Annotated in this window: 23 protein-coding genes; 10 read left to right on the top strand and 13 right to left on the bottom strand. The window is 62.0% G+C overall.

Features of this window, described 5'->3' with window-relative positions; translation table 11 throughout:
• Positions 1-122: 122 nt before the first annotated feature.
• From MRBLMS1_RS21820 to MRBLMS1_RS21785, 8 genes are all read right to left on the bottom strand, one after another.
• Entirely contained in the window at positions 123-1103 is a 981-nt protein-coding gene (locus MRBLMS1_RS21820) for a LysR family transcriptional regulator (protein ID WP_128141743.1), read from the bottom strand.
• A 44-nt stretch (positions 1104-1147) separates the two neighbouring features.
• Positions 1148-1630, bottom strand: coding sequence for a hypothetical protein (locus MRBLMS1_RS21815; RefSeq protein ID WP_485881827.1), 483 nt, complete (start codon positions 1628-1630; stop codon positions 1148-1150).
• Positions 1630-3453 carry a DNA helicase RecQ gene (recQ, locus tag MRBLMS1_RS21810; RefSeq protein WP_046684441.1) on the bottom strand — a complete coding sequence of 608 codons (1824 nt, stop codon included), beginning with the start codon at positions 3451-3453 and terminating at the stop codon, positions 1630-1632. Before recQ ends, MRBLMS1_RS21815 begins: the two co-directional genes overlap by 1 nt.
• A 6-nt stretch (positions 3454-3459) precedes the next feature.
• Positions 3460-4305: an undecaprenyl-diphosphate phosphatase gene (locus MRBLMS1_RS21805; protein ID WP_128141745.1), complete on the bottom strand. Its 846-nt coding sequence runs from the start codon at positions 4303-4305 to the stop codon at positions 3460-3462.
• A 168-nt stretch (positions 4306-4473) separates the two neighbouring features.
• Positions 4474-5622, bottom strand: coding sequence for an MFS transporter (locus MRBLMS1_RS21800; protein WP_485881824.1), 1149 nt, complete (start codon positions 5620-5622; stop codon positions 4474-4476).
• Between the two features lie 32 nt (positions 5623-5654).
• Positions 5655-6425, bottom strand: coding sequence for a DeoR/GlpR family DNA-binding transcription regulator (locus MRBLMS1_RS21795; protein WP_139090589.1), 771 nt, complete (start codon positions 6423-6425; stop codon positions 5655-5657).
• A gap of 90 nt (positions 6426-6515) precedes the next feature.
• On the bottom strand, positions 6516-6788 hold the full coding sequence (locus tag MRBLMS1_RS21790) for a YkgJ family cysteine cluster protein (protein WP_485881822.1): 273 nt from the start codon (positions 6786-6788) through the stop codon (positions 6516-6518).
• An 89-nt stretch (positions 6789-6877) separates the two neighbouring features.
• On the bottom strand, positions 6878-7747 hold the full coding sequence (locus tag MRBLMS1_RS21785; RefSeq protein ID WP_485881820.1) for a head GIN domain-containing protein: 870 nt from the start codon (positions 7745-7747) through the stop codon (positions 6878-6880).
• A gap of 296 nt (positions 7748-8043) precedes the next feature.
• Between MRBLMS1_RS21785 and MRBLMS1_RS21780 the strand changes: the two genes are divergently transcribed.
• The 4 genes from MRBLMS1_RS21780 (at position 8044) to MRBLMS1_RS21765 (ending at position 11333) form a co-directional block, all read left to right on the top strand.
• Complete coding sequence (locus MRBLMS1_RS21780; RefSeq protein ID WP_485881818.1) at positions 8044-8694, top strand: TetR/AcrR family transcriptional regulator; 651 nt, start codon at positions 8044-8046, stop codon at positions 8692-8694.
• Between the two features lie 169 nt (positions 8695-8863).
• Positions 8864-9514 (top strand): protein-L-isoaspartate O-methyltransferase family protein, encoded by a 651-nt coding sequence (locus tag MRBLMS1_RS21775; RefSeq protein ID WP_139090593.1) that lies wholly within the window; start codon positions 8864-8866, stop codon positions 9512-9514.
• A 13-nt stretch (positions 9515-9527) separates the two neighbouring features.
• Positions 9528-9851: a rhodanese-like domain-containing protein gene (locus MRBLMS1_RS21770; protein WP_034788759.1), complete on the top strand. Its 324-nt coding sequence runs from the start codon at positions 9528-9530 to the stop codon at positions 9849-9851.
• Between the two features lie 141 nt (positions 9852-9992).
• Positions 9993-11333: a TolC family outer membrane protein gene (locus MRBLMS1_RS21765; protein WP_485881815.1), complete on the top strand. Its 1341-nt coding sequence runs from the start codon at positions 9993-9995 to the stop codon at positions 11331-11333.
• 73 nt (positions 11334-11406) lie between these two features.
• Here MRBLMS1_RS21765 and MRBLMS1_RS21760 read toward each other — a convergent pair whose 3' ends face one another.
• A complete protein-coding gene (locus MRBLMS1_RS21760; protein WP_485881813.1) occupies positions 11407-11874 on the bottom strand; it encodes a DMT family transporter in 468 nt (155 codons plus the stop codon).
• Positions 11875-11966: 92 nt separating this feature from the next.
• Here MRBLMS1_RS21760 and MRBLMS1_RS21755 point away from each other — a divergent pair, with 92 nt between their 5' ends.
• Positions 11967-12872 carry a LysR substrate-binding domain-containing protein gene (locus MRBLMS1_RS21755; protein ID WP_485881811.1) on the top strand — a complete coding sequence of 302 codons (906 nt, stop codon included), beginning with the start codon at positions 11967-11969 and terminating at the stop codon, positions 12870-12872.
• Between the two features lie 4 nt (positions 12873-12876).
• On the opposite strand, the gene gloA is transcribed toward MRBLMS1_RS21755, so the two are convergent.
• The 4 genes from gloA to MRBLMS1_RS21735 form a co-directional block, all read right to left on the bottom strand.
• Positions 12877-13284: a lactoylglutathione lyase gene (gene gloA, locus MRBLMS1_RS21750; protein WP_485881809.1), complete on the bottom strand. Its 408-nt coding sequence runs from the start codon at positions 13282-13284 to the stop codon at positions 12877-12879.
• Between the two features lie 111 nt (positions 13285-13395).
• Positions 13396-13818: an OsmC family protein gene (locus tag MRBLMS1_RS21745; RefSeq protein WP_128141753.1), complete on the bottom strand. Its 423-nt coding sequence runs from the start codon at positions 13816-13818 to the stop codon at positions 13396-13398.
• Between the two features lie 105 nt (positions 13819-13923).
• A complete protein-coding gene (locus MRBLMS1_RS21740; RefSeq protein ID WP_485881807.1) occupies positions 13924-15234 on the bottom strand; it encodes a PQQ-dependent sugar dehydrogenase in 1311 nt (436 codons plus the stop codon).
• Between the two features lie 39 nt (positions 15235-15273).
• Entirely contained in the window at positions 15274-15540 is a 267-nt protein-coding gene (locus MRBLMS1_RS21735; RefSeq protein ID WP_128141755.1) for a hypothetical protein, read from the bottom strand.
• A gap of 262 nt (positions 15541-15802) precedes the next feature.
• Here MRBLMS1_RS21735 and MRBLMS1_RS21730 point away from each other — a divergent pair, with 262 nt between their 5' ends.
• The 5 genes from MRBLMS1_RS21730 (at position 15803) to dnaK (ending at position 22666) form a co-directional block, all read left to right on the top strand.
• On the top strand, positions 15803-16774 hold the full coding sequence (locus MRBLMS1_RS21730) for an NAD kinase (protein WP_223278865.1): 972 nt from the start codon (positions 15803-15805) through the stop codon (positions 16772-16774).
• A gap of 47 nt (positions 16775-16821) precedes the next feature.
• Entirely contained in the window at positions 16822-18489 is a 1668-nt protein-coding gene (gene recN, locus MRBLMS1_RS21725; RefSeq protein WP_485881804.1) for a DNA repair protein RecN, read from the top strand.
• A 151-nt stretch (positions 18490-18640) separates the two neighbouring features.
• A complete protein-coding gene (gene hemH / locus MRBLMS1_RS21720; protein WP_485881802.1) occupies positions 18641-19750 on the top strand; it encodes a ferrochelatase in 1110 nt (369 codons plus the stop codon).
• A gap of 344 nt (positions 19751-20094) precedes the next feature.
• Positions 20095-20631, top strand: coding sequence for a nucleotide exchange factor GrpE (gene grpE, locus MRBLMS1_RS21715; RefSeq protein ID WP_034745977.1), 537 nt, complete (start codon positions 20095-20097; stop codon positions 20629-20631).
• 91 nt (positions 20632-20722) lie between these two features.
• Positions 20723-22666 carry a molecular chaperone DnaK gene (gene dnaK, locus MRBLMS1_RS21710; protein ID WP_034745982.1) on the top strand — a complete coding sequence of 648 codons (1944 nt, stop codon included), beginning with the start codon at positions 20723-20725 and terminating at the stop codon, positions 22664-22666.
• Positions 22667-22690 lie beyond the last annotated feature (24 nt).

Below are 22690 nucleotides of genomic sequence, written 5' to 3'. Positions count from 1 at the left end.
TACGTTAGAGGCACAGCCGAGATGCAGCTGCGCGCAGCGGAACCGCATCGTAGGCGATAGCCTCATGCCCCGGCCAATGCTTTGTGCGCATCCGGTTATGCATTTATTGCATAGTTAGGAGATCAGGAGGGAATTGTGGTGCCAGCTGCGCGCCGGCGTCTTTTCCCGCTGCGCGCCTTGCCATCCTGCGCCTGCACCAGGTACTGCCACAGGCTTTCGACGATCTGTTTGCCCGGACGCAGGCTGGATGGGCGTTCGCGGTACAAGCGGATTTCCAGCTCGATTTCCCAGCCTGGCGCGCCGCCGTCGGCGCGCGCCAGGTGCTTGTATTTGACGTCGCGCATGACGGCCGATTCGGGCAGGAAAGCGATGCCGCGGCCTTCCAGGGCCATCATTTTGAGGCCTTCGGCCATGTCCGTTTCATAGCAGGTTTCCAGGAACAGGGGCGCTTTGGCGTCGGCCAGCAGCAGTTCCACCATGCGTCCCAGGTAGGCGTTGCTGGTGTAGGAAAGGAAGGGCAGCGGCTCCTTGGCGCTGCCGGGCAGGACGAAGTCCGGTACCTTGTCCTGGCCGCAGCGCGCATACGCGCGCAGGGTTTCGCGGCCCATCACCAGCATGTCGTAGCGGCCCGGGTCCAGTTGCACCGGCTGGCGCGGATGGTGGTAGCACAGCAGCAGGTCGCAGCCGCCGTCGACCAGTTGCAGCACGGCGTCGTGCACGTTCAGGGCCATCAGGCGGCTGTTGATCGGTGCAAAACCTTCTTCCAAGGCCGTCAGCCATTTCGGCATGAAGGTCAGCGACAGGGTGTGCGGCACGGCGAAATCGACGCTCGTTTGCGTGGCCGCGCGCTTGCCGCGCAACAGCGCGCGCACGCCGTTGATTTGCCCCAGCATTTCCAGCGCCTGTTCGTAGAACACGGCGCCGGCCGGCGTCAATCGCGTGGGGTACGAAGTGCGGTCGACCAGGTCGATGCCGAGCCAGTTTTCCAGCGACTGGATGCGCCGCGAAAAGGCGGGCTGAGTCACGTGGCGCAGGGCCGCGGAACGGCTGAAGTTATGTGTTTCAGCGAGCGAGATGAAGTCTTCCAGCCATTTGGTTTCCATCGCGGGACCGTTCCGTTATCAAGGGCAAAGGCAAGGTAAAGTGGTCAGGGCGTCTCGGGCGATGCCGCCGGCTGGTACAGCGCGGCGGGCAGGCCGAAGAAAGACGGTGGGCCCAAGGTCGTGCCATCGAGCGAGCCGCCCGCGTCCAGGGCCTTGTTGATGGCCTCCAGCAGGGAGCTGCGGTCGGCCAGATTTTGTATCAGCGCGCGCGGGCCGTTGTGGAAAGTGTGCTGGGCGATATCCGCGGCGACGACAAAGATCGGCTCGCGGCGCAAGGGGAACTCCACCCATTCGCCGTCTTCGTCCTGTGCGCAGAAAGTATCGGGCAGGGTCATGTTTTCGGCGCCGGGAAGATGCGACGCCAGCACCAGGCCGAAGGCTTCCGGCACCACGTCGGCCAGGCGGCGCAAGGTGAGCTCGTCCTGCACCAGGGCGCGTACTTGCGCTTCCACCGCATCGTCGGCGTCGGGCTGGGCGCCCAGAATTTTTACGGCCTGATAGATCAGGTCCGGCGAGAGTGCTTCCATTAAATCATCTCCAGAATCATGGCGACGATTTCGTCGCCGTACGAGGCCAGTTTTTTCTCGCCCACGCCGCTTACGCCGCGCATCTGCTCGAGCGAAGTGGGCTTGGCTTTGGCGATTTCACGCAAGGTGGCATCGACGAAAATCACATAGGCGGGCACGTTGTGCGTGCGCGCCGTCTCCACGCGCCACCAGCGCAGCTTGTCGAAGATCGCCTGTTCGCTGGTGGACAAATCCGTCTCCACATAGCCCTTCGCCACGCTGGTGCTGCGCTTGCTGGTTTTCACCGGTTTCTGGTACTGGCGCAGCTGCACTTTCTGGCCGCCCTTGAGCACGGGGCGCGAAGCGTCCGTCAGTTTCAGCGAGCTGTATTGTTCATGGTCGACCGAGACGAGACCCAGCGCGATGGCCTGGCGCAGAATCGATTTCCATTCCGCTTCGCCCAGGTCCGAGCCGATGCCAAACACCGACAAGGAATCGTGGTGCCAGGTCTTGATGCGTTCCGATTCCACGCCGCGCAGCACGTCGATCACGTGGCCGCCGGCAAAGCGTTGGTCGACGCGGTAGATGGCCGACAGCAGTTTTTGCACGGGCACCGTGCCGTCAAAGGACACGGGCGGCACCAAACAGGTATCGCAATTGCCGCACGGCGAAGCCGGTTCGCCGAAGTATTCGAGCAATCGCATGCGGCGGCAGCTGAGCGTTTCGCACAGGCCCAGCATGGCGTCGAGTTTGACGCCCAGCACGCGCTTGAAGGTGTCGTCCGCTTCGGACTCGTCGATCATGCGCCGCTGCAGCACCACGTCCTGCAAGCCGTAGGCCATCCAGGCGTTGGCGGCCATGCCGTCGCGGCCCGCGCGCCCTGTTTCCTGGTAATAGCCCTCGATGCTTTTCGGTAGATCCAGGTGGGCCACGAAGCGCACGTCGGGCTTGTCGATGCCCATGCCGAAGGCAATGGTGGCGACCATGACGATGTTTTCTTCGCGCAGGAAGCGCGCCTGGTTGGCGCTGCGCTTGGCGTACTCCATGCCGGCGTGATAGGGCAGGGCGCGGATGCCGCTCTGGTTCAGAAATTCCGCCGTCTCTTCGACTTTTTTGCGCGACAAACAGTACACGATGCCGCAGTCGCCCGCGTGTTCCGTGTTGATGAAGTCGAGCAGCTGCTTGCGGCCATTCGCCTTTTCCACGATCTGGTAGCGGATGTTCGGGCGGTCGAAGGACGAGACGAACTGGCGCGCGTCTTCCAGCTGCAAACGCAAGGCGATTTCGGCGCGCGTCTGCGGGTCGGCGGTGGCCGTGAGCGCGATGCGCGGCACGTCCGGGAACTGCTCGTGCAGCACCGACAGCTTGATGTATTCGGGACGGAAGTCGTGACCCCACTGGGCCACGCAGTGCGCCTCGTCGATGGCGAACAGGGAGATCTTCGAGGCCTGGAACAGGTCCAGGCAGCGCTGCGTCATCAGGCGCTCGGGCGCTACGTAGACGACGTCGATGCCGCCCGTGCGCACCAGGCGCTCGATGCGGCTCGCTTCTTCGTAGGTTTGCGTGGAATTGAGGAAAGCGGCGCGCACGCCGACTTCGGCCAAAGCGTCCACCTGGTCCTGCATCAACGCGATCAGCGGCGAGACGACGACGCCGACGCCATCGCGCAGCAGCGCGGGAATCTGATAGCACAGCGACTTGCCGCCGCCGGTGGGCATCAGTACCAGCGCGTCGCCGCCATGGCTGACGTGGTCGACGATGTCGGCTTGCTGGCCGCGGAAGGCCGGGTAGCCGAAAACGGTTTGCAGCAGGTGCAGCGCGCGCTGGTTAAGATCTTGATTCATAGTGCCTTATTCTGCCCAAACAACCCAGCCGTAGTGGGCGCTGGCCAACACCAGCAAGCCGAACACGATGCGGTACCAGGCGAAAAACGTGAAGTCGTGCGAGCTGATATAGCGCAGCAGCCAGCGCACGCACAGGAAGGCGGAGATGAAGGCGGACACGGTGCCCAGGCCGAACAGGGGCACGTCGGTGGCCGACAGGATGTCGCGCGCCTTGTACAGCGAGTAGAAGGTGGCCGCCAGCAAGGTGGGGATGGCCAGGAAGAACGAGAATTCCGTGGCCGTCTTGCGCGACAGGCCCAGCAGCATACCGCCGATGATGGTCGAGCCGGAGCGGCTGGTGCCGGGAATCAGCGCGAACGCCTGGGCACAGCCCACTTTCAGGGCGTCGAACGGCGTCATCTCATCGACCGAGTTGACGCGCACGGTGACGGGATTGGTGCGCGCGCGGCGCTCCACCAGCAAAATCACGATGCCGCCGATGATGAAGGCCATGGCCACGGGTACTGGCTTGAACAGCGCATGCTTGATCATCTTGCCAATCGCCAGACCGATGACGGCCAGCGGCAGGAAGGCGATGGCCACGTTCAGCACGAACTTGCGCGACTTCGCTTCGCTGCCAAAGGTGGTCAGCACGCTGCCGATGCGCTGGCGGTATTCCCAGCACACGGCCAGGATGGCGCCGGCCTGGATGGCGATCTCGAAGACCCCCATGACTTCTTTGGATACATCCTGTGTAAAGTCGAGCAGGCTGCCGGCCAGGATCAGATGTCCCGTGGACGAAATCGGCAAGAATTCGGTAAAACCTTCGACCAGCCCCATGATGATGGCTTTTAACGCAAGAATGAGATCCATAGATGTATAAAAGGGTATAAGTACGGGTATAAGTGGCAGGATGGGGTGAGTGTGCGGCGCCCGCAATGTGTGCGGGGTCGAAGCTTACCATGCCGCAGGCCCGGCTAGCCGATTTGGGCGCTGGCGGACAGCGGTTTTTTGCCGCTACCAGCCAGGCAAGGGGAGGACTCAGGGAGCCTGTTTTGCCGACGCCACCAGGCGCGCGCTGGCCGCCACCAGCAGCAGGGCGGCGCCCAGCATGGCGAAGGCGATATTCAGACTGGTGGCGTGCGCCACGAAGCCGATCACGGCTGGCCCGGCCAGGATGCCCGCATAGCCGATGGTCGTGATGGCTGCCACTGCCAGACTGGCCGGCATCGCATGTTGCTGGCCTGCCGCCGTAAACAGAATGGGCACGATGTTCGCCGCGCCCAGGCCGATCAGCACGAAGCCAAGCATGGCCAGGCTGGCATGCGGCGCCAGCACGGCCAGGAAGAAGCCTGCCGCCGCGCACAAGCCGCCCAAAGTAAGCACCCGCTTGCCGCCAAAGCGGCTGACCACCTTGTCGCCCGTGAAGCGGCCCACCGTCATGGCGATGGCGAAGGCGGCGTAGCCGAGGCCCCCCTTGGCTTCTTCCACGCCGCGCGTGGTGGTGAGGAACAGGGCGCTCCAGTCGAGGATCGCGCCTTCGGCCAGGAAGACGATAAAGCACAGCAAGCCGATGAAAATGACGGCGCCATGCGGCATGACGAACAGCGGCGTCTTTTCGCCGGTTGCGGACGCCGTCGGCAGCAGATGGCCCTGCGCCGCACCCAGCACGCCGCACAGCAGCAGCATCACCACGACGCAGGACCAGGCCGGCGTCAGGCCCAGCCACAGCAGCAGGGCCATACAGGCCGCGCCGGCGAAGCCGCCCACGCTGAATAGCGCATGAAAGCCCGACATCATGGCGCCGCCGTTGGCTTTTTCGATGATCACGGCCTGGATATTGATGGCCACGTCAAACGTGCCCATGGCCGCGCCGAACACCAGCAGCACCAGGCCCAGCTGCAGCGGCGTGGCCGCCAGCGCCAGGCCGGGCAGCACGGCGGTCAGCAGCAGGCCGGCGCAGACGATGACCTTGCGACAGCCGAAGCGTGCCGTGAGCATGCCCGTAAACGGCATCGCGCACAGCGAGCCGGCGCCCAGGCACAGCAGCAGGATGCCGAGCGTGGCTTCATCGAGTCCCAGGCGCGACTTGGCGTAGGGGACCAGCGGGGCCCAGGCGGCCATGCCGAGGCCGGCGGCAAAGAAAACCAGGCGCGTGGCGCGTTGTTGCAGGGTTCCTGTGAGATGCATGGGAGAGCTTTTCAAGAATAGGGTGGATAAAGTCAGGCGCGGGCACGCAACACTTGCACGCCCAGCCGTTCAAAGGCGGCCAGGTGGGCCGCATCGGCATCGGCTTCCAGCACCAGGTGCTGCAGCAAGCCCGTAGCCAGCACGCCGAACGGTGCGGCCGTGCCCAGCTTGTCGCTGGTGACGGCCACCACTACCGCCTTGCTGGCACCGGCGATGCTGCGCTTGAACTCGGCCTCGTCATAGTTGAACGCCGTCACGCCCGCGTCCGCATCGGCGCCGCAGGCACCGAGGAAACACAGGTCGGGATGCATGCGCTCGACCGTGCGCAAGGCTTGCGGACCCAGGCTGGCGCCGGCGCGGCGGTCGACCCTGCCGCCAGCCATGATCAGCTCGATTTCCGGGCGTTCCATCAGTGCCATGGCGATCGCGGGGGCATTGGTGATGACAGTGAGCGCCAACTCTGGCAAGGCGCTGGCGATGGCCAAGTTGGTCGAGCCGGCGTCGAGAAACAGCACCTGGCCGGTACGCACGAGCGACACGGCGGCCTGCGCCAGGCGCGCCTTGCGTTCGGGCGCCTCCTGCTTGCGCTGCGTCAGGGTGCCGCCGTCGGGCGCCAGCGGCAGCGCGCCGCCATACACGCGCTGGCACAGGCCGGCGGCCGCCATCTCGCGCAGGTCGCGCCGTATCGTATCTTCGGAAACGTCGAGCTGGCGCGCCAAGTCCAGCGCCAGCACGCGGCCGTCGGCGTGCAATTGTTGCTGGATTAGCGCGTGGCGTTGTTTGAGGAGCAGGGTGGCGGACATGGTGAACTTGTAAACGTGCAGGAATGCGCATAAATATACGCAAACGTGCAGATATGGTCAACCGTTATCTGCCAGCCGCCGCTGCGCCGTTCAGGGCGCCGTCAGCCGCTCCAGCTCGGCGAGCCAGCTAATGGCATGTTCGCGGCTGCTGCCGCACATATCCTCGGATGGCTGCAAGCCGCCGCAAAACGCGGGACGTTCCGGCAGGCCGAAGATCTTGCAGCGATTGTCGTCAGCCAGTTGCACGCAGCGCACGCCCGCCGGTTTTCCATCCGGCATACCGGGAATCGGGCTGGTGATGGACGGGGCGGTGCAGCAGGCGCCGCACGAAGGACGGCATGCCAGGGTGGCAGAGGATGACATGGGATTTCAGGCGAACAGGTGAGGAGCCGACAGTATAGCAAGCCGGCTCCCATGCGTTGCCAGGACGCGTTCAGCGCACGATGCCGCGTTCAGCGCACGATGCTGACGCGCTTGCCCGACAGGGTGCGGCGGGCCGGATCGCCATGCACGGTGATACGGCCGGAACCGCTGGCGCGGGCGTTGACTTCATTCTGGACGGTGACATCGATGTCGCCGGAACCGTTGCTCGCCAGATAGGCAACGTCGCTGCGCAGGGCGGCCAGATTGATATCGCCCGAACCATTCACGTTGGCGTCGAGGCGCTGCACGGCGCCGCTGGCGCTGATGCTGCCCGAGCCGTTGACGGCCACGTTGACGCGCTCGCCGCGCACGCTGCCCAGCTGGATGCTGCCCGAACCGTTCTGCACTGCGTCCGTGTTGCCGCTGGCGAGGGCCGCTGCGTTGATGCTGCCGGAACCATTGTTGGCCACGTCGAAGCGTCCCACGGTGCCCGACAGTTCGCTCTTCATCGAACCGTGTTGTTCCAGGCTGAAATCGTCGCCATTGAAACCGCTGGCCACCAGGCGGCCCGAGCCGGAAATGGTGATCTTCTTCAATTGCGGCGTCGTGTAGATGACGTGGATGCCATTGCTGCTACGAATGTTCGTATCGCTCCAGATGCGCAGGGTATTGCCGCTCACTTCGCTATGGATGCGCGGCTGCAGATTGCTGTCCGCTTCGATCACGAGCGATGTTGCCGGCCCGACGCGCACGTCGATCTTGATATCGATGCGCTTCATGCTGTCGATGTCGAGCGTGCTGATGTTGCTGACCTGGCGCACGTCGCGGCTCACTTGCTCGTTGCCCTGGATGGCATTGCCACCCGTGTCTACATGGCGCACTTCGCCATCGTTGGGGTTGATGACGATGGCGCAACCGCCAAGGGCAAGGGCACAGCACAGGGCCAGCAAGGTACGCATGGTGTTTCCTTTATGATTGTTTTAATTTGGGACAGGAAAAAGCCGGCTGCCGCGCCGCGGCTGCCGTGCTGTCGATGGCAAGGTAGCAAATCCGACACGTTTATTGAGTGGAAATGCGATGAACTGCGCAAAATGGGGGCTGAAACGCATTCTGCTTCACCCGGCGCGGCAGGCCCGACGTCGGCACGGAGCGTACAATGCTTGTGTTCGGTGTGCCGGGCGGTGCCTCGCGCTTGACCTTGACGGTAGACAGGACTACTATTAATGACTCAAAAGTAAGTTACTTGGAAAGACACATGCAAGCCCCGATTGATACCAAGCCCCGCTGGGAGCGGCGCAAGGATGCCCGCCCGCAGGAATTGCTCGCCGCCGCCCTCGACCTGTTTGTCGAGCGGGGCTTCGCATCGACGCGTCTGGAGGATGTGGCCAAGCGGGCTGGCGTGTCGAAAGGCACCCTGTACCTGTACTTTGAGAATAAACAAGAGCTGTTCAAGGCCGTGGTGCGCGACAATATCGTGCAGTCGATCGGCGAGGCGGAAGACAGCATGGCCGCCTCGGACAGCAGCAGCGCCGAGTTGTTGCGCAGCATGATGATGCAATGGTGGGAAGAGTTCGGCGCTACCAAGCTGGCCGGTTTGACCAAGCTGATGCTGGCCGAAGCGAACAATTTCCCGGAATTGGCGCAGTTTTACAACGAAGAAGTGGTCACGCGTGGGAATGCGCTGATTGCCACCCTGGTCGAACGGGGCATTCAGCGCGGTGAATTCCGCCAGGTCGATCCCGTCTTGGTCAGCACTATCCTCAGCGCGCCCGTCACCATGCTCATGATGTGGACGCATTCCTTCCTGCCGTGCGAGGTCAAGAATATCGATCCGATCGCCTATATGGATGCGTTTATCGACATGAGCTTGCGCAGCCTGCAGGTGGAGGCGCCCGGGAAAAGTTGACGCGCCGTGTCCTCTGCTACCGTTCAGTTGCCCCTTTTCCAAGGTTCGCCCCCCCAAATCTGCAGATCGTCGCAAATTCCCTCCATTCCCCGCCTTTATGGTTAACATGTGCTTTCAGCCAGTTCAACGATAAAATGGCGGATTATTACTTCACTTACCGAGTCCAAAGATGAATATCGAACAAGCCCGCTTCAATATGATCGAACAGCAAATCCGTCCATGGGACGTACTGGATATCGACGTGCTGGAGCTGTTGAACGTGGTCAAGCGTGAAGATTTCGTGCCGGCCGCCTATAAAAACCTGGCCTTCGTCGATACCGAAATTCCACTGGGCGGCGGCGAATGCATGTTCACGCCGAAGCTGGAAGCGCGCATTTTGCAAGACGTAGCCGTCAAGAAACATGAAAATGTGCTGGAAATCGGCACCGGCAGCGGCTATATGGCCGCCTTGCTGGCACACAAGGCGCGTCATGTGACGAGCGTGGAAATCGTTCCCCAATTGAAAACCCTGGCTGAGCAGAACCTGGCCGCCAACGGCGTGACGAACGTCACCGTGGAACTGGGCGATGGCGCCCAGGGCTGGAGCAAGGGCGCGCCGTACGACGTGATCGTCGTCTCCGGCGCCCTGTCGGTCCTGCCGGAAGCGCTGTTGCAACAAGTAAAAGTGGGCGGCCGCATCCTGGCCATCATCGGCGAAGCGCCGATCATGTCCGCGCATCTGATCACGCGCAGCTCGGACAAGGCCTACGACACGCGCAAGCTGTTTGAAACCAATGTCACGCCGCTGCAAGCCGTTGCACCGTCGCATTTCCAGTTCTGAGGCGACCGATTCGATGGAGCATTTGAGTGCACCGCAGCTGGCCGCCTGGCTGGCTGACCCTTCCCGCCCGCGTCCGTTCCTGCTGGACGTGCGGGAACAGTGGGAGTTCGACCTGTGCCACCTCGACGGTGCCACCCTGATGCAGATGAACTCGATTCCTGCCCGCATCGATGACCTCGATGAAGACGCCGAGATCGTTTGCATCTGCCATCACGGCATGCGCAGCATGCAAGTGGCGGCCTTCCTGGAGCGCAATGGTTTTGGCAAGATCAGTAATTTGACGGGCGGCGTGCATGCCTGGGCGCTGCAAGTCGACAGCGCGATGCCTAAATACTAAGTTATTTTGCAGTAGATGCACCCAGGCATGTTTTCCTGCATGCCTGCGGAGGCCTGTACCCCGCTCATCCGGCGGGCGCAAGGCAAGCGGTAGCAGATTTTTGATTCCATCAACTTTTGACGACTCCAACGGAGAAATGCAATGCGGAAACCCCTTATCGCCGTGCTGATGACCAGCGCCTTTGTCTCGATGACATGCTCGCTGCAAGCGCAGGCGGCCGATCTCATCCAGGTGTACCAGCAGGCGCTGGCCAATGACGCGCAGTATGCGAGCGCGCGTGCGGCCCTGTCGGCCGGGATGGAGCGGGTTCCGCAGGGGCTGGCAGGCTTGCTGCCGCAAGTGTCGGCGTCGGGCACGAATACACGTGGCAATCAGGAGCAGATCGCCCAGAACAATGGCGGCAACAAGATCACCTCGCCGTCCGTGAACGTGCGCACGAACAGCTACAACCTGACCCTGGCCCAACCGCTGTTCCGCTGGGACCGTTGGGAAACCTATCAGCAAAGCAAGCTGGCGCAGGCGATTGCTGAAGCGCAATTTGCGCAAGTCCAGCAAGACCTGATCACGCGCGTAGCGCAGGCGTATTTTGACGTGCTGAGCGCGCAGGACAACCTGGGCGCCACGCAGGCGCAAAAAGTGGCCACGACGGAGCAGTTGGCATCGGCCAAGCGCAATTTCGAAGTCGGCACGCAAACGATTACCGACACGCACGAAGCGCAAGCGGCGTACGATCTGGTGGTGGCGCAGGAATTTGCCGCCATCAATGACCTGGCCAACAAGCGCAGCGCCTTGCAAACGATCATCGGCGAAGCGCCAACGTCGCTGGCGCCGATGCGCACGGGCGTGGTCATCAGCGCGCCGGAACCGGCCTCCATCGAGCCGTGGGTGAGCTCGGCGGAAGAACAGAACTACGGTGTCGTCACGGCCCAGTTCAACGTGGAATCGGCCAAGCGCGACATCGGCCGCAACCGCGCCGGCCATTACCCGACCCTGGACCTGATCGCCAATACGGGCCATAGCTACACCTCCGGTGGCGGCAACGGCAGCGGCAATAACAACAATGCCATCGGCGTGCAGTGGAGCATCCCGATCTTCAGCGGCTTTGCCGTCACCAGCAAGGTGCGCGAATCGATCGCGTTGGAAAACAAGGCCCGCAACGACCTGGAAACGGCACGCCGCACGGCATCGCAAGGCGCGCGCCAAGCTTTCCTCGGCGTCAACAGCGGTCTGGCGCAAGTCAAGGCGCTGGAAGCGGCGGAAGTGTCGAGCAAATCGGCACTGGAATCGAACCAGCTCGGCTATCAAGTGGGCGTGCGCATCAATATCGACGTCTTGAATGCGCAAAAACAACTGTTCTCAACACAAAAAGACCTGTCGAAAGCCCGCTACGACACCATCATGAACGGCTTGCGCCTGAAGGCGGCGGCTGGCACGTTGAAGGAAACGGATTTGATGCCCGTCAACGCCTTGCTCGACAAGTAATCTTTTTTCTGCAGATTCAGATGAAAAACCAGCACCGGCGGCGGCGCTGGTTTTTTTTCGTCTTGACGTGTTTTTATACAGTGCGGCTGTTGGCTATTTGCGTGAGGATCACCCCCGCCACCACCAGCCCCGCACCGGCCCAGTGCAGCGGAGAAATGTGCTTGACGGCAAAGCCCAGCAAACCGTAGCGGTCGATGGCCAGCGCGGCCAGCATTTGTCCGCCGATGACGGCCGCCATGAAGGGGCCGGAACCCATGCGCGGCGCCAGCATCAGCGCGGCCGTAATGTAAAACACGCCGGCCGCGCCGCCCAGCCAGGACCAGCCCGGTCCCCGCATGGCGAGACTGACATCGGGCGCCGGCACCCGCCAGACCAGCATCACGAGCGAGGCGAGCACGGCACTGACGGCCAGCGAGGCGAGCGTGGCCCACAGCGGGTGGCCCAGGTTGCGGCCCAGCGCGGCATTCGCGCCCGCCTGAAACGGGACGACGGCGCCGGCCAGCATGGCCAGCGGGGCAAATACGGTAATCCATCCATGCATGTGTGACTCCATCACGTTGAGTTGATGGGGTCATCGTATTATGCTGTCATCATTAAATCCAATTCGTAATTTGTCAGCCAACTATGCATGAAATGAATAATCTGCGGGCCGTCGATTTGAACTTGCTGGTGATCCTGGAAGCGCTGCTCAGTGAGCGCCACCTGTCGCGCGCGGCCGAGCGCTTGCACATGAGCCAGCCCGCCGTCAGCCATGCGCTGGCCCGCTTGCGCCATCTGCTCGGCGATCCGCTGCTGTTGCGCGGCAAAGGTGGCTTCCAGCCGACGGCGCGCGCTTTGGAGCTGGCGCGGCCGCTGGCCGAAGCCTTGCAAAGCGTGCGTTCCGTGCTCGGCGGCGCCGTCTTCGAGGCGGCCACGGCGCAGCGCGTGTTTCGCCTGGCCATGTCGGATTATGGCGCGGCGCTGATCTTGCCGCGTTTGCTGCGCCGCTTGCGCGTGGATGCGCCCGGCATCGACCTGGCCATCAGCTATGCCAGCCGATCAGCTGTGATCGCTGGCGTGCAGGATGGCGAGATCGATCTGGCGCTGGGCGTGTTCCCGCAATTGCCCGAGCAGTTGCGCCGTGAAACCCTGTTCGAGGAAACATTCGTGTGCGCGCTCGACCCGGCCAGCCTGGCGCCCGGTGAAATGCTGAGCCTGGAAACCTATCTGGCGCGCCCGCATGTGCTGGTGGCGTCCAGCGAGGACGGCATGGCGGCCGAAGTCGATGCGGCCCTGGCCCAGTTGGGCCAGACGCGCCGCATCGCCGTGCGTGTGCCGTACTGGACGGTCGCACCGGATGTTGTGAGGGGGACGGACTTGATCCTGACGGTGGCGCAGCGTGCCTTGCAGGGAAGTGCGGCGCAGGGGCTGGCGCTGTACGCTGCGCCATTTGCCATCGCGCCGTTTGCGTTTGAAACGATACGGCACCGCCGCACGGACGGCGATGCGGGCATCGCCTGGCTGCGCGCGGCCATTGCACAGGCCGCCGAGCCAGGCTGAGCTATTACAGGCCGCCGCCCTGGCCGTCGAACTTGCGTTCGATCAATTCGATCTTGTAGCCGTCCGGGTCGGTGATGAAGGCGATGACCGTGTTGCCGCCTTTCACGGGCCCCGGTTCGCGCGTGACGTTGCCGCCATTCGCGCGTGCCGCCTCGCAGGCGGCGACGATGTCGTCGGCCGAGATGGCGATGTGGCCATACGCCGTACCCAGCTCGTAGCTGGTGGTGCCATAGTTATACGTCAGTTCCAGTTCCGCATGGTCGGGATTCGAGCCATAGCCGACGAAGGCCAGGGTGTACTGGTATTCCGGATTGTCGCTGGTGCGCAGCAGCGTCATGCCCAGGACCTTGGTGTAAAAATCGATGGAGCGCTGCAGGTCGCCGACCCGTAACATGGTGTGCAAAATACGCATCGTAAATCCTTGAGGGTGTAGGGGAATGGCAGGATTTTATGCGTTTTACGGCTTTCTTGCCGAGACCGTCCATGCCGCCCGCAGCTACCGGGGCGGCGGACGGTGGCGTGCTTACTCCAGATGGGCGTCCAAGGTGATTTCCGTGGCCAGCAACTTCGATACGGGGCAACCGAGCTTGGCGCGCAGGGCGGCGTCCTGGAACGCTTCGTCGGTGGCGCCGGGAATGGTCGCCACCAATGTCAGGTGCACGGCCGTAACGGCATAGCTGCCATCGATTTTTTCCAGGCTGACGTCGGCCGTGGTTTTCAGGGCCGTGGCGCGCAGGCCCGCCTCGTCCAGCTGCCCGGACAGGGCCATGGTAAAGCAAGCCGCATGGGCCGCGCCGATCAGTTCTTCCGGATTGCTGCCGGGACCGTCTTCGAAGCGCGTATTGAAACCATAGGCAACATTGTCGAGCGCGCCGCTTTGGGTGGAAATAAACCCTTTGCCATCTTTAAGGCCGCCACTCCAGACGGCTGATCCTGTTTTTTTCATGATGTACTCCTTGCGTGGTTCGAGCGCCCATCATGCGCGTGCCACCCTTGCCCTTCCGTTCGTTGCGCCACACAGGGGGCGCATGCGCGCGCCGGGCATCGCCGTTCACGGCGCCGGCGTCACGCGCCAGATGACATTGCCCACGTCGTCCGCCACCAGCAACGCGCCTGCCTTGTCGACGGCTACGCCGACGGGGCGCCCCTGCGCCTTGCCATTGCTGTCGAGGAAACCGGCGATGACGTCCTGCGGCGGCCCGCTGGGCACGCCATTCGCGAAGGGTACGAAGATGACTTTATAGCCGCTGAAAGGTTTGCGGTTCCATGAGCCGTGCTGGCCGATGAAGGCGCCGCCCCGGTAGCGTTCGGGCAGCAAAGTGCCGTCATAAAATGCCAGTCCCATCGAGGCCGTGTGTGCGCCCAGCGCGTAGTCGGGCGCGATGGCGGTGGCCACCAATTCGGGACGTGGCGGCTTGACCCGCGCATCGACGTGCTGGCCGAAATAACTGTAGGGCCAGCCATAGAAGGCGCCGTCCTTGACGGACGTCATGTAGTCGGGCACCAGGTCGTTGCCCAGCTCGTCGCGTTCATTGACGGCCGTCCATAGTGCCCCGCTGTGCGGCTGCCAGGCCAGGCCGACGGGGTTGCGCAAACCCGTCGCATACACGCGTGCCTTGCCCGTCGCGCGCGTGACTTGCCAGATGGCGGCGCGGCCGTCTTCGGCCGACAGACCGTTCTCGCCCACGTTGCTGTTCGAGCCGACGGAAACGTAGAGAAATTTGCCGTCGGCACTGGCGATGACGTTCTTGGTCCAGTGGTGATTGATGGGGCCGCCCGGTAAATCCACTACCTTCACGCCAGGCGCCGTGATGCTCGTCTGGCCTTCCTTGTAGGGAAAACGCATCAAGGCGTCGGCATTGGCGACATACAACTCGTTACCGACCAGTGCCATGCCAAATGGCGAATTCAATCCTTGCAGGAACACGCTGCGCGTCTGCGCCATGCCGTTTGCATCGACGCCGCGCAGCAAGGTGATGCGGTTGGCGCTGGGTGTGGCGGCACCCGCCTTTTTCATCTGCATTTGCATGATGGCGCCCTTGATGCCTTTGTTATCCTCGGGCTTCGGCGGGGCGTTCGTTTCCGCCACCAGAACGTCGCCATTTGGCAGTACGTACAGCCAGCGCGGATGGTCGAGGTCGCGCGCATACGCATGGATGGCCAGGCCGGGCGCGACCACGGGGCGCTGCGCCGCCGTCCAGCGCTGCACGGGCGCCACGTTGACGGTGGGAATCAGCTGCTTGTCCGGCGCGGGCAGCACGGGCTGCGGGCCGAAGCCGACGGGCATGGCAGGCGCCTGGGCATGGGCGGTAGTGGTGCCGCAGGCAGCGGCCAGCAGGAATGAACAGACGTAACGGTGCATGGCGTACTCCGGAAAAGTAGCGGTGCCTGACAGTTCGATTCAGCGCGCTTTCTTTGGTTCCAGCTGCGGGTCGGGACGGGCCTGTTTCGGCTCGGTGGGCTTGACCTTTTCCACGCCGGGCTGGGCGCGGCGGTCCGTGTCGACCAGGCCCTGTTCCAGGTCGCTGGCCGCCTGTTGCATGATCTTGCGCGGGCGCACGTTTTGCGCATCGGGCGATTCATCGCGCTCGTGCGGCAGACGGTCGACGCCGTCATTCTTGACCTTTTCGTCGGTATTGATCTTGCGTTCGCTATGCTGGGTAACCATATGGCCTCCTGACAGTAAAAGTAACGTGAAATCAGTGTCCTGCCGCGGCAGGCCATCTGCAAGCGGATTTGTCCATGCAGGGAGCGCTGGCGCACGCATGGACGATTCTTTTTCTGCGCTACACTGCGTGCAACACCAAGAACGCCCCTTGCGGGCACACGGCAGCCGCACTATACTGTGGATATATACAGTATCATGCGATGCCGGCGTGCGACGCGACAGCCTGGGGCGGCTTGCCACCGAATTCACTACCGAGACTCTTATGCCCGTCGATACACACGCCGAACAGCGCGCCGAACAGCCAGCCGCGACCTTGCCAGCCCCGGGCGAACGCTTCAACCTGGGCGCCAAGACCATCGCCCTGGTCGTGCGCCAGAATACGGATGGCATTGCCGAACCCGTAAAAAGCATCGTCGATTTCCTGCAAGTGCTGGGCCACACGGTGGTCTTCGAGGCGGAGACGGCCGCGCACCTGAACCTGGCGTTTCCCGGCGTGCACGCCATGTCGCCGGCCGAGATCGGCGCCGCCGCCGATTGCGCCATCGTCATGGGCGGCGACGGCACCATGCTGGGCATTGCGCGACAGCTGGCGCCATTTGACGTACCGTTGATCGGCATCAATCAAGGACGATTGGGTTTCATGACCGACATCCCGCTCGAGCGCATGCTGCCCGTGCTGGCGCAAATTCTTGGCGGCCGCTTCAAGGCTGAGCGCCGCACCTTGCTTGAGGGCAGCGTGTTGCGCGATGGTGAGTCGATCCACGTGGGCATGGCCGTCAACGATGTCGTCGTCTCGCGCGGCGCCGGCGCCGGCATGGCCGAATTGCGCGTCGAGGTCGATGGCCACTTCATGTACAACCAGCGTTCGGATGGCTTGATCATATCCACGCCCACGGGCTCGACCGCGTACTCGCTGTCGGCCGGCGGCCCGCTGCTGCACCCGACCTTGGGCGGCATCGTGCTCGTGCCGATCGCCCCGCATGCGCTGTCGAACCGCCCCATCGTCTTGCCCGACTCGAGCCAGATCGTCGTGGAAATCGTGCGCGGGCGCGATATCAGCGTCAATTTCGACATGCAGACCTTTGCCAGCCTGGTGCAGCAAGACCGCATCCTCATCCGCCGTTCGCCGCACACGATTACCTTCCTGCATCCGGAAGGGTGGAGCTACTACAACACCCTGCGTGAAAAATTGCACTGGAATGAGTACCCGTCGGGCGAGGGCAAGCTCAGCTAACTTTTTCTCCACCTCAACCCGCGGTGCGCCGCCCAACCACAGAAGCCATGCTCCATACACTGTCCATTCGCGATTTTGTCATTGTCGATACCATTGAACTGGAATTTTCCGCCGGCTTCAGCGTGCTGACGGGCGAGACGGGCGCCGGCAAGTCCATCCTCATCGATGCGCTGACCCTGGCGCTGGGCGGGCGAGGCGACGCCAGCGTGGTGCGCGAAGGCGCGGCCAAGGCCGACATCACGGCCGATTTCTCCGTCAGCGACGTGGCGCAAGCCTGGCTGGTAGCGCATGAATTCGCCAACGACGATGGCGGCGCCCTGCTGCGCCGCGTGATCGACAATGCGGGCCGCTCGAAAGCGTACATCAACGGCATTCCCGCCACGGCCGCGCAGTTGCGCGAGCTCGGTGACATGCTGGTCGACATCCACGGCCAGCACGCGCATCAGTCCTTGCTGAAAAGCGAAGCGCAGCGCGCCTTGCTCGACGGCCAGGCGACGGCGCGCGAAGCGGGTGCGGAACAGGATGCGCGGCAAGTGGCGGCCCTGCACAAGCGCTGGCGCGCCCTCGTGCGCCAGCGCGAGGAATTCGAAACGAATGCGGCCAACGTGCTGTACGAGCGTGAACGCCTGGAATGGCAAGTGGGCGAACTGGAAAAGCTGGCCGCCAAGCCCGGCGAGTGGACGGAGATCACGAACGAGCACAGCCGTCTGTCGCACGCGGCCAGCCTGCTGGAAGGGGCGCAGGAAGCCTTGTCGCTCATTTCCGAGTCGGAAGACCATCCTATCGTGTCGCAACTGTCGGCCCTGAACCAGAAGCTGGGCAAGCTCGTGTCCGTCGATGCGGAATTGCAGCCGATTGTCGACCTGATCGAATCGTCGCGCATCCAGCTGCAGGAATCTGTGTACGCGCTGAACAATTACCTGGACCGGGTGGAACTGGACCCGGAGCGCCTGCACCAGCTCGACGCGCGCATGGAAGCCATGCATAGCACGGCCCGCAAATTCCGCGTCACGCCCGAAGAATTACCGGAGGAACACGCGAAGCTGTCGGAAAAGCTGCAGCATCTGGCCGACGCTTCCGACATCGAAGGCTTGCTGAGCCAGGAAGCGAAGATCGAGGCCGAGTACCGCGCCGTGGCCGAGCGCCTGTCCGCCACGCGCCGCGCCGCAGCCCTGGAACTGGGGCAAGCCGTCACGCGCGCCATGCAGGAACTGAGCATGACGGGCGGCAGCTTTGAAATCGCCCTGCACCCGTGCGAACCGGCCGCCCACGGACTCGAGCAAGTCGAGTTCCTCGTCGCCGGCCATGCGGGCACGGCGCCACGTTCCCTGGCCAAGGTGGCGTCCGGCGGCGAACTGGCGCGCATCGCGCTGGCCATTTCCGTCATCACCTCGCACGCCACCACCACGCCGACCCTGATCTTCGACGAGGTCGACAGCGGCATCGGCGGCGCCGTCGCCGAAGTCGTGGGGCGGCTATTGAAACGCCTGGGGCAGGGACGCCAGGTGCTGTGCGTGACCCACTTGCCGCAGGTGGCCAGCCAGGCGAATCAGCATTTCCAGGTGGCGAAAAGCACCCTGGACAATGGCAAGACGGCCTCGCGCATCGACATGCTCGACGCCAAGGCCAGGGTGGAAGAAGTGGCGCGCATGCTGGGCGGCCTGGAAATCACGGCCACCACGCGCAAGCATGCGCGTGAACTGCTGGCAATTTAAACGCAGGGCTTAAATCCGGGGTCAGCCCCCCGGATGCGTTAGCGCTGAGCTTGACGTTAGCGGCATTGAGGGTCTGACCCTGGTGCCTCGCTATTAACTCAATGCAACTATAATAACTGGCTAATCCATCCAACGCCTTCGAAGAGCCTTCATGTCATTTCAAACAGAACCGCCGTACACGCATGGCAGCATCGACCGCAGCGCCGTGGTGCTGGTCAACCTGGGCACGCCCGATGCGCCGACCTCGTCGGCCGTGCGGCGTTACCTGAAGCAATTCTTGTCGGATCCGCGCGTGGTGGAGATTCCTCGCATCGTCTGGTGGTTCATCCTGAACCTGATCATCTTGCCTTTCCGCTCTGGCCAGTCGGCGAAGAAATACGCGTCGATCTGGACGCGTGAAGGTTCGCCTTTGAAAGTGCATACGCAAAAGCAGGCCAAGTTGCTGGCCGGCGCCCTGGCTGAGCGCGGCCATGACGGCGTGACGGTGGCCATGGCCATGCGCTACGGTTCGCCTTCCTTGCCGGAAGTGCTGGCCAAGCTGAAAAGCGAAGGCTGCGAGCGCATCGCCATCCTGCCGGCCTATCCGCAATACTCGGGTACGACGACGGGATCCATCTACGACGCCGTGTTTGCCCATTACGCCTCCGTGCGCAATGTGCCGGAATTGCGCTTCATTAAGCAATATCACGAGCACGACACGTATATCGACGCCTTGCGCGATTCGGTGCTGAACCACTGGGAAGCGCATGGCCGTCCGGAAAAACTGGTGATGAGTTTTCACGGCGTGCCCAAGCGTACCTTGCTGCTGGGCGACCCCTACCACTGCCAATGCCTGAAAACGGCGCGCCTGCTGGCGGAAAAGTTAAAATTGAGCAAAGAGCAATACGTGGTGACCTTCCAGTCGCGCTTCGGCAAGGCTGAATGGCTGCAGCCGTACACGGCGCCCACCTTGGTGGCGCTGGCCCAGCAGGGTATCAAGCGCGTCGACTTGCTGTGCCCGGGTTTTACCAGCGATTGCCTGGAAACCCTGGAAGAGATCGCCATGGAAGCCAAGCATGATTTCGAGACGGCCGGCGGCCAGCAGTTTCACTACATCGATTGCCTGAACGAAACACCGGCCTGGATCGCGGGCATGGCGGAAATTGCGGAACAGCACATGATTGGCTGGCCGACGATGAAGACGGCGGCGCAGCGCGAAGCGGACAAGAAGGCGGGCGAGCAGGCGCGCGCGGCAGCGCTGGCCCTGGGGGCGACGAATTAAGGATTATAAATTTTTGACAACAAAAAGCCGCGCTTGCGCGGCTTTGTCATGTCTGGCGCGGCCAAGCAGCTTTCCAAATAGCAACACCGCCAGTGGCGATGGCGGCGGCGGGGCTGGTAGAATGCCCGCTTTGCCGTGGGAAGCCTGGAAAATCAAGGGATGCGCGCACGGATCGCTGGCCGAAATGGATAGCGTTTTGTAATACGCTGTAACATGGACCGATGTAATTCTGGTTTTGCCACGAATACCCCTTGAAACAATAGGATATAGCCCCATCTGCCCGTTAGTGTTGTAAAGATAGTTAGACTAACTCATTTAAGTCATTGATTGTAGGAGCTTTTCAGATGCAAGATCAGGAAAACCAAGCTGTACCTAATCCGCAAGCGGACGCCGCGGCGACTGCCCCATCGACTCCCGCAGAGCCTACTTTGGAAGAGCAGCTGGCGAGTACCGAAGCGCGTCTTGCAGAGATGCACGATGCCTTCATGCGCGCCAAGGCTGATGGCGAAAATATCCGTCGCCGCGCGCAGGAAGATGTTGCTAAAGCGCATAAATTCGCAGTCGAGAGCTTTGCCGAAGCCATGGTGCCGGTCAAAGACAGCCTGGAAACGGCGCTGACGGTGGAAGCACCGACCATCGAATCGCTGAAAGAAGGCGTCGAGATGACCTTGAAGCAACTGAACGCCGCGTTTGAGCGCAACCGTCTGGTGGAAGTATTGCCAGTGCAGGGCGAAAAGCTCGATCCGATGAAACACCAGGCTGTTGCCGTGGTGCCAGCGGACCAGGAAGCCAATACCATCGTGTCAGTCCTGCAAAAGGGCTATATGATTGCGGACCGCCTGCTGCGTCCAGCCATTGTAACGACCGCGCAAGCAAAATAATCAGAGGGCGGCATCAAGCAAGCCTTGAAAACATGCCGCTTTGCCACATATAAGAACCATCTGAAATCTAGCAAATAAAAGGAAATAAATCATGGGTAGAATTATCGGTATCGATCTGGGAACCACGAATTCCTGCGTTTCCATCATGGAAAACGGTCAACCAAAGGTAATCGAAAACGCTGAAGGCGCACGCACGACGCCGTCGATTATTGCTTATCAAGAAGATGGCGAAATTCTCGTCGGCGCGCCAGCGAAACGCCAGGCCGTGACCAATCCGAAAAACACGCTGTACGCAGTCAAGCGTCTGATCGGTCGCAAGTTCGACGAAAAAGAAGTCCAAAAAGACATCGCGCTGATGCCATACCAGATCATGAAAGCCGACAACGGCGATGCATGGATCGGCGTACGCGACAAAAAACTGGCTCCGCCGCAAATTTCGGCTGAAGTCCTGCGCAAGATGAAAAAAACGGCAGAAGACTACCTCGGTGAAGAAGTCACCGAAGCCGTCATCACCGTACCTGCGTACTTCAACGACTCGCAGCGCCAAGCCACCAAGGATGCCGGCCGTATCGCTGGCCTGGACGTCAAGCGCATCATCAACGAGCCAACCGCGGCAGCGCTGGCGTTCGGCCTGGACAAGACCGAAAAAGGTGACCGTAAAATCGCCGTGTATGACTTGGGCGGCGGTACGTTCGACGTGTCGATCATCGAAATCGCGGATGTTGATGGCGAGAAACAATTTGAAGTGCTGTCGACCAACGGCGACACCTTCCTGGGCGGCGAAGACTTCGACCAGCGCGTTATCGATTACATCATCGACGAGTTCAAGAAGATCAACGGCATCGACCTGAAAAAAGATCCGATCGCTCTGCAGCGCATCAAGGCTTCGGCCGAGCGCGCGAAGATCGAATTGTCGTCGTCGCAGCAAACCGAGATCAACGAGCCGTACATCGCCATGGCGAACGGCGCGCCGGTCCACTTGAACCTGAAGATGACCCGCGCCAAGCTGGAATCGCTGGTGGAAGAGCTGATTACGGCCACGATGGAACCATGCCGCATCGCTATCAAGGATGCAGGCGTGAAAGTGTCGGACATCGATGACATCATCCTGGTCGGCGGTATGACCCGTATGCCGAAGGTGCAGGAAAAAGTGAAGGAATTCTTCGGCAAGGATCCACGCAAGGACGTGAACCCGGACGAAGCCGTCGCCGTGGGCGCAGCGATTCAAGGTTCGGTCCTGTCGGGCGAACGCAAGGACTTGCTGTTGCTGGACGTTACTCCTCTGTCCCTGGGTATCGAAACCCTGGGCGGCGTGATGACCAAGATGATCCACAAAAACACGACGATTCCGACCAAGTTCAGCCAAGTGTTCTCGACGGCCGACGACAACCAGCCAGCGGTGACCATCAAGGTCTTCCAGGGTGAGCGCGAAATCGCCGCCGGCAACAAGGGTCTGGGCGAATTCAATCTGGAAGGCATCCCGCCAGCATCGCGCGGCACGCCACAGATCGAAGTGACCTTCGACATCGACGCCAACGGCATCTTGCATGTCGGCGCGAAAGACAAGGCTACCGGCAAGGAAAACAAGATCACGATCAAGGCCAATTCCGGCTTGACCGAGGCTGAAATCCAGAAGATGGTCAAGGATGCCGAGCTGAACGCGGAAGAAGACAAAAAGGTCAAAGAATTGGCCGAGTCGCGCAACCAGGCCGATGCTCTGGTACACTCGACCCGGAAATCCTTGACCGAATACGGCGACAAGCTGGATGCGGGCGAGAAAGAGAAGATCGAAGCGGCGATCACCGACCTGGAAGCAAGCATCAAGGCGGGCGACAAGGCTGAGATCGACGCCAAGGTGGAAGCACTGTCGAGCGCATCGCAGAAACTGGGCGAAAAAATGTATGCCGACATGCAAGCGCAGCAAGCTGCCGGCGGCGCGGAAGGTGCACAGCAAGCTGCTGGCGCATCGGACGCAGGCGCCAAGCAAGACGACGTTGTTGACGCTGACTTCAAAGAAGTCAAAGACAGCAAGTAATGTCTTGCGCTCCCATGAACTGGG

Origin of the sequence: Massilia sp. LMS1-1-1.1 (assembly GCF_040815535.1) — a bacterium.
Classification (GTDB): Bacteria; Pseudomonadota; Gammaproteobacteria; order Burkholderiales; family Burkholderiaceae_D; genus Janthinobacterium; species Janthinobacterium aestuarii.
This window is presented reverse-complemented; position numbering and strand designations above follow the sequence as displayed.